4 protein-coding genes are annotated in these 6,272 nt (G+C 70.4%); 1 reads left to right on the forward strand and 3 read right to left on the reverse strand.

What is annotated here, in order from left to right; translation table 11 throughout:
* Positions 1–23 precede the first annotated feature (23 nt).
* From ABZ562_RS22915 to ABZ562_RS22925, 3 genes are all read right to left on the reverse strand, one after another.
* The gene (locus tag ABZ562_RS22915; protein ID WP_361482709.1) at positions 24–635 is read right to left on the reverse strand and encodes an extensin; all 612 of its coding nucleotides are present in this window, start codon (positions 633–635) and stop codon (positions 24–26) included.
* Positions 636–760: 125 nt separating this feature from the next.
* The gene (locus tag ABZ562_RS22920) at positions 761–2,005 is read right to left on the reverse strand and encodes an acyltransferase (RefSeq protein WP_361482712.1); all 1,245 of its coding nucleotides are present in this window, start codon (positions 2,003–2,005) and stop codon (positions 761–763) included.
* Entirely contained in the window at positions 2,002–4,371 is a 2,370-nt protein-coding gene (locus ABZ562_RS22925) for a glycosyltransferase (RefSeq protein WP_361482715.1), read from the reverse strand. The genes ABZ562_RS22920 and ABZ562_RS22925 overlap by 4 nt, the downstream gene beginning before the upstream one ends.
* A gap of 608 nt (positions 4,372–4,979) precedes the next feature.
* Here ABZ562_RS22925 and ABZ562_RS22930 point away from each other — a divergent pair.
* Positions 4,980–6,146 (forward strand): FAD-dependent monooxygenase, encoded by a 1,167-nt coding sequence (locus ABZ562_RS22930; protein WP_361482718.1) that lies wholly within the window; start codon positions 4,980–4,982, stop codon positions 6,144–6,146.
* Positions 6,147–6,272: the final 126 nt, after the last annotated feature.

Genomic DNA, 6,272 nt, shown 5'->3' on the forward strand with positions numbered 1-6,272 from the left:
CTCCGGGGCGGGGTGGCGAGCGGTCAGCCGCCGAGTGCGCCGGTCAGGCCACCGACCACACCGTCCAGCGTGTTGCCGAGGCCGTCCACCACATCACCGACCACACCCTTCCCCTGACCACCGCCGTTCCCCGACTGCGGCGAATCGCCGGGCTGCCCGCTCGGAGTACCGGGGGTGGCCGGGTCGCCGCCGGGTGTCCGGGTGGGCGACGGGGCGTCGGTGGGGGTCTGGTCCGCACGCTGGTTGGGCGTGGTGGCCACATCGGTGTGCGCGGGCGTGGAGGGCGTCGCGCTCGGTGTGTGCGACGGGGTGGCCGCCGCGGAGGGCTCCGCACCGCCACCGCCCGTACCGCCCGTGCGGTCGGCCCGGTCCGTCTGGTCCACGAGCGGCCGCGGCTTCGCCGACTCGGACGGCGAAACATGGCTGCCCGTGGGCTTGTCATCGGCCGTGGGCTCGATGTCCGGCATCTGCTCCTGAGACGCGTGGACATCGGAACGGGCCTCGGTGGACTTGTCGCCCCCGACCGAGGAGTGCAGGCCGAAGGCTATGGTCCCGGCCACTCCGAGGGCCGCGGCCGCCTTGAGGGATGTGGCTCGGGCCTGCTGGGCAGGGGTGGGGCGGCTGTGTCGGCCCATATCGCTGATGTCTCCCCGTTATCACTGTCAAGAACAAGCCAGATGATAGTCACAGGTCCCCGGTGTGCGAAGGGCCGCACACCGGGGACAACCAGTGACACACCGCCGTTCACGGTGGCACGGTCCTAGCGCGCCACTTCCGGATAGAAGTCCCGCGACTGTCCCTTGGCGTCCTTCAGCCGCCCGAGCAGGCTCGCCGGGTACTCGATGACCCAGTAGCTCACCAGCGCCGCGGCCACCGCCACCACCAGCACGATCAGCACGGCGAGCGGGAACCCCTGCTCGCCCGCGGGCGGCAGCAGTCCGGCCTCGTAGAGACCGAGCATGATGGGCTCGTGCCAGACGAACAGACTGTAGCTGGCCAGTCCGATCCCGGTGAGCCACCGGGCGGACAGCCACGCTTCCAAACGGCCCTGTGTCCGCACATGGAGCGTGGCGAACAGCAGCACGGTCCACAGCAGAGCGGAGAGCGGATGGTAGAAGGTGGTGGCGAAGTCCTCGGGATCCGCGCTGAGCAGCGACAGCAGGTACAGGCCCACCAGCGGCGCCACCCGCAGCGGGATCGCGGCCTTCGGAGCGAGCCGCCCGCGCTCCCCGAGGGCGACGGTCAGCACCGCGAGCCCCATGCCCGCCGCGAACCCGCCGAAGCGGGCCTGCGGCCCGAAGTACACCGGCCATTCGGTGTGCGGCACCTCGAACCCGTAGTGCGCGACGGCGATCCAGACCATCGGACCCACGTACAGCAGCGCGCATCCGGCGGCGCACACCGCCACGCGCGCGGCCCTGCTCCGCAGCCGGCGGCAGGCGCGGGCGGCCAGCGGGCCGAGTGCGACGAGCGCCAGATAGAACATGATCTCCAGCGACAGCGACCAGGTCGGGCCGATGGTGTAGAAGATCTGTTCCTTGTCGAACACCTGGGTGAAGGTGAGATGCCGCAGCAGGTCCGGCCAGTCTCCGGGCAGCGACGGATTGCGGGTCGCCCAGATGAACGAGATGGCCAGGAAGTACAGCGGCACGATGCGGATGGCACGCCGGAAGAGGAACACCCGGGCGGGTTTCGTCGAGCCGCCGTCAATCGCGGCCCGCGCGTACGACAGGGTCAGCAGATGCGCGGACAGGACGAAGAAGAAGTCGATGACCTCGAGCGAGGGGAGCGCGTTCACGTAGCGGTTGGCCACCGGCGCATGGGAGCCGTCCGCGTCGTACGTGAAGTACTGCTGCCACACGTGGTAGACGACCGTGGCCATCGCGGCCAGTCCCCGGTAACCCTGGATCTCGGCGTTGCGGCGGCGCGCGGACTGCGCCGGCTTCACGGCGGTGGCCGCGGCGGGGTGACTGTGGTTGTTGTTGACCGTGGACAGGGTGCTCATGCGCGGGGCACCGCCTTGCCGCCGCCGGACCGCGGGGTGACCCGCCACTGGTGGTCCCGCAGCACCTCCTTGAGCAGCGCCTGACGGGCCAGGATGTTCTTGAAGTGGCTGTAGAAGAAGGTCGACACGAAGAGATACCGCCAGAACCACGCCCTGCGGCGGCGCAGCTCGGGTATCGCCAGCCGCCAGGCGAACAGCGCCTGCACCACTCCGGCGGAGAGCGTGAACAGCGTGGCCAGCAGGCACAGCGGCACGGCCCAGTCGAGTTCGCCGGGACCGCCCGCGCGCCAGGCCGCGTACAGCAGGACGGGCAGGATCTGCAGGGTCAGCCACGGCTGCACCTCGCGCCAGCCGAGGAGGACGAACAGCCCCGCCTTCTGGCGGAAGGTGAAGTCGGGGGAACGCATCGCGCGCCACAGGTACTTGAGCGACACCTGCAGCCAGCCCTGCGCCCAGCGCGACCGCTGGTTCCACAGCGCCTTGACGGTGGTGGGGGCCAGCTCACGGGAGACGAGGGTGCGGTCGGTGGCGATTTTGGCGCCCTCGTGGAGGGCGCGCATGGTGGCGTCGATGTCCTCGGTGAGCATCGAGCCGTGCATGCGGGTGCGGGCGAGCAGATCGGTGCGCCAGAAGCCGTTGGAGCCGCCGAAGACGCCGAAGGTGTAGAGCCGGGTGCGGCCGGGGTGGCTGACGGCGTAGATGGCCTCGAACTCCACGCCCACCAGCTTGGCGACCCAGGAGCTGTCGCCGTTACGGATCACGCAGTGGCCCTGGACGACGTCGTATCCGTGGGACAGCCAGTGCCAGGCCTGGCGGAAGGCGTCAGGGGCCGGGTGGTGGTCGGCGTCGAAGATGCCGACCATGTCGCCGCGCACCCGGGTGACGGCGGCGTTGATGTTCTGCGCCTTGGAGGTGGACCCCGCCACCGGCAGCAGCACCAGGCGCGGATCGCGGCGGGCCATGTCCCGGAGGGTGTCCTCGACGGGCATCGGGTGCGGGGTGTTGTACGCGAGCACGATCTCGAGCTCGTTGGGGTAGTCCAGCCGCAGAAACGATTCGACAGTGTCGACGATGGTCGCGGCCTCATTGGGGAGGTAGGCGGCGATGACAGCGCTGGCCGGTGGATACGGCTGCGCGGGCCGCTCGGGGCGGGACACGGCGTCGAGTGAGAAGAGGCATTCCAGCACGATGAGCACGGCGGAGACGATGAGCCCGCCGACCACCACCCAGTAGGCGGCCGATCCGATGTCCCAGCCCAGTTCGTACGTCTGCTGGTAGAACACGAAGGGGATGGCGACGCCGAGTACGAGGACGAATAAGGGCGAGAGGGCCGAGAGCAGGGCCCGCACCGCCACGGTGAGGCGGCGTCGCCCCCGGGTCGCGCCGCGCATCCAGGCCGCGTACTTCACCGGGCGCAGATCCCGGTGGCGGATGGACTCGGCCACGGCGTCCCGGGCCTGGTCCACGGCCTGGTGGCGGTCGGGGCAGTCGGTGAGCGGGGTCCAGCCGATGGCCGGGGTCAGCCGGACGTTCTCGTCGGCGACCACGAAGCGGGTGCCGGCCACGGTGTTCGCGAACTTCTGCAGATCACGGCGCGCGGTGTCCTCGTCGACGCCCGGCATCAGCATCAGCAGCCGCCCGTCGTCGTCCCAGCCGAGCCGGTCGCACACCCCGCCCAGCTTCTCCGCCACACCGGCCAGCCGCTCGGCGACCTCGCGGCGCACCCGGGGCCCCAGCCGGGCCTCCAGCGCGGCCATCTCGGCGACGCCGACCATGGCCACGACCCCGCCGCTGCGGCTGTCGTCGGCGCGCTTGAGTTCCCGGTCGAGTTCGCCCAGGAAGTGCGGCTGGGAGTAGAGGCCGGTACGCGGGTCCAGCAGCAGGTTCTCGACCGGCACCGGGACCCGGCGCAGCTTGGCCTCGATGCGGGCGGACAGCTCGACGGGATCGGAGGTGTCCGGTACGCAGTCGTCGGCGCCGCCGCGCAGCATGTCGGCGACGCCGGTGGGCCCGGGGTCGGTGGTGACCATGAGCAGGGGCAGGGCCCGGCCCGCGGGGGCGGCCCGGACCTCGCGGATCACCTCCAGTCCGTCGTGGCCGCCGTCGAGGGCGACGATCGCGTCGGGCGGGGTCTGCCGGAGCTGCCGGCCGACTTCGCCGGGCCGGGCGTGGCTCACCTCGTGGCCCGCGGACACCAGGGTCCGGGTCAGCTGGTCGATTCCCGGGCCGGGCGCGCCGACCGCCAGCACATGTCCGCTCGGGCCGCCGGCGATGGCCTGGGGGGTCCCGGACTCGCCGGGTTCGGACGATCCGTCGGACGGCTCTTCGGATGATGCGAGTGACCGCGGATGGTGCGAAATGAGCACCTGAGGAGTTCCTTCCTTGCCAGGTCGTGCGTCACCGAACGGGGCACGGAGGCTCGATGCCGGGCACGCGGACGGTCCGTCCGCGCGGGGGCATGCCGAGCGTGGCCGTTCATGGGCCCGTTGGGGGCCGTGGGGTGGCGACTCGCCGTTGGTGAGGCTTCGCGGGTGGGTTTTCGGGGGTCGCTACGCGGCGGCCGTGGCCGGTCCGCCGCCGTAGGAGCCGGGTCTCCGGCGCTGCACTGGACAGGCGCGTACGGCTCTTGACGGGCCTCGGGACACGCGAACGTGTGCCGGCGAAGTGTGCATGGGTCCCATCCTTGTTCGGATCGTGGGGGGAGGACCGAACGTCACCAGTGCGACCAACCGGCCTTTTGTACGGGCCAGTCGGAAGCCCCAGTCTCATCGATGACAACAGAACGGCACAACACCATCAGGTAACACTCTCATTAATCGATCACTGCCGCCCCGGTACTTCCCTCGGGATCCGGCCTTGTCGGCGGCCTGTCGGTGCCGAGTAGGCGGCGCGTAGGCGCGGTGTCGGTGGCGTCGCTCACTCTTGCCGGAAAGAACGGATGCGGGGAATCGAAAGGGAGTTCACGATGCGGAATATGAGAGTCCTGATTTCCGGTGCCAGTATCGGGGGACCGGCCCTGGCGTACTGGCTGGACCGGTACGGATGCCAGGTCACCGTGGTGGAGCGGGCCGCCCGGCTGCGGCCCGGTGGCCAGGCCATCGACGTCCGGGGCTCGGCGCTGGAGGTGTGCGAGCGCATGGGAGTCCTGGCGGAGATCCGCGCTCACAGCACCGGTCTGCGCGGGATGTCCACGGTCGACGACAACGGAAAGGAACTGTTCAGCACCACCGAACGAACGGTGAGCGGCGGGCAGCTCGACCGCCCCGACGTCGAGATTCTCCGCGACGATCTGGCGACGATTCTCGTGGGCGCGGGCGGAAAGAACATCGAATATCTCTTCGACGACTCGATCGCCGCACTCGCCCAGGGCCCCGATGAGGTGGCCATCACCTTCCACAGCGGCGTATCGCGCACCTTCGATCTGGTGGTGGCCGCCGACGGAGTGCATTCCAGCACCCGAGGGCTGGTATTCGGCCCCGAGGAGACTTTCCTCCGGCCGCTGGGGAGTTATCTGGCGGTGTGGACCGTGCCGAACTATCTCGGCCTGGACCGCTGGCAGGTCGTCTACCCGATGACGGGCGGCGCGTGGGGCGGGATGGTGATGAGCGTCCGCGACAACACCGAGGCCCGGGTCTACGTCGGGTTCGACTCGGACGAGCCGCCCGCCCACGTCCTCGGCAACCGGACCTCCTCGGAGCACAAGCGGCTGGTGGCCGAGCGGTACGCGGGTGCGCGCTGGGAGATGCCACGGCTGCTGGAGTACATGTGGGGCGCGCCCGACTTCCACTTCGACGCGGTCGCCCAGATCCACATGGACACCTGGTCCCGCGGCCGGGTGGCGCTGCTCGGGGACGCGGGCTACTGCGGTTCGCCCGCCTCCGGCCAGGGCACCTCCATGGCCCTGATCGGCGCGTATGTCCTGGCGGGTGAGCTGAAGGCCGCGGGTGGTGACCACACCACGGCCTTCGCCGCCTACCAGCGCGAGCTGCGCGACTTCGTGACCACCAATCAGGAGCTGGCCCTGGTCAACCAGGAGCGGATGGCAGCCGAGGTCGCGGGGGACGGGACCGAACCGGGTCAGGACGAGTACACGGAGGACTTCTACAAGCGGGTCGACTCGCTGGCGCTCAAGGACTACTGACCCTCGAGGGCCACCGCCCCCGGTTTCGGCCGCTAGGGGGTGTCGTGTGGATCAGGCCGGATCAGCGAGCGGCGTCTGGTGCAGGGGGCACCTCCCAGCGGTAGCTGGGGGAGCCTCGCAACCCGC

This window comes from Streptomyces sp. NPDC019937 (assembly GCF_040631655.1).
Taxonomy (GTDB): Bacteria; Actinomycetota; Actinomycetes; order Streptomycetales; family Streptomycetaceae; genus Streptomyces.

Coding starts and splice junctions, on each gene's coding strand:
- ABZ562_RS22915 (WP_361482709.1), bottom strand. CDS start 635: ATGGGCCGACACAGCCGCCCCACCCCTGCCCAGCAGGCCCGAGCCACA.
- ABZ562_RS22930 (WP_361482718.1), top strand. CDS start 4,980: ATGAGAGTCCTGATTTCCGGTGCCAGTATCGGGGGACCGGCCCTGGCG.
- ABZ562_RS22920 (WP_361482712.1), bottom strand. CDS start 2,005: ATGAGCACCCTGTCCACGGTCAACAACAACCACAGTCACCCCGCCGCG.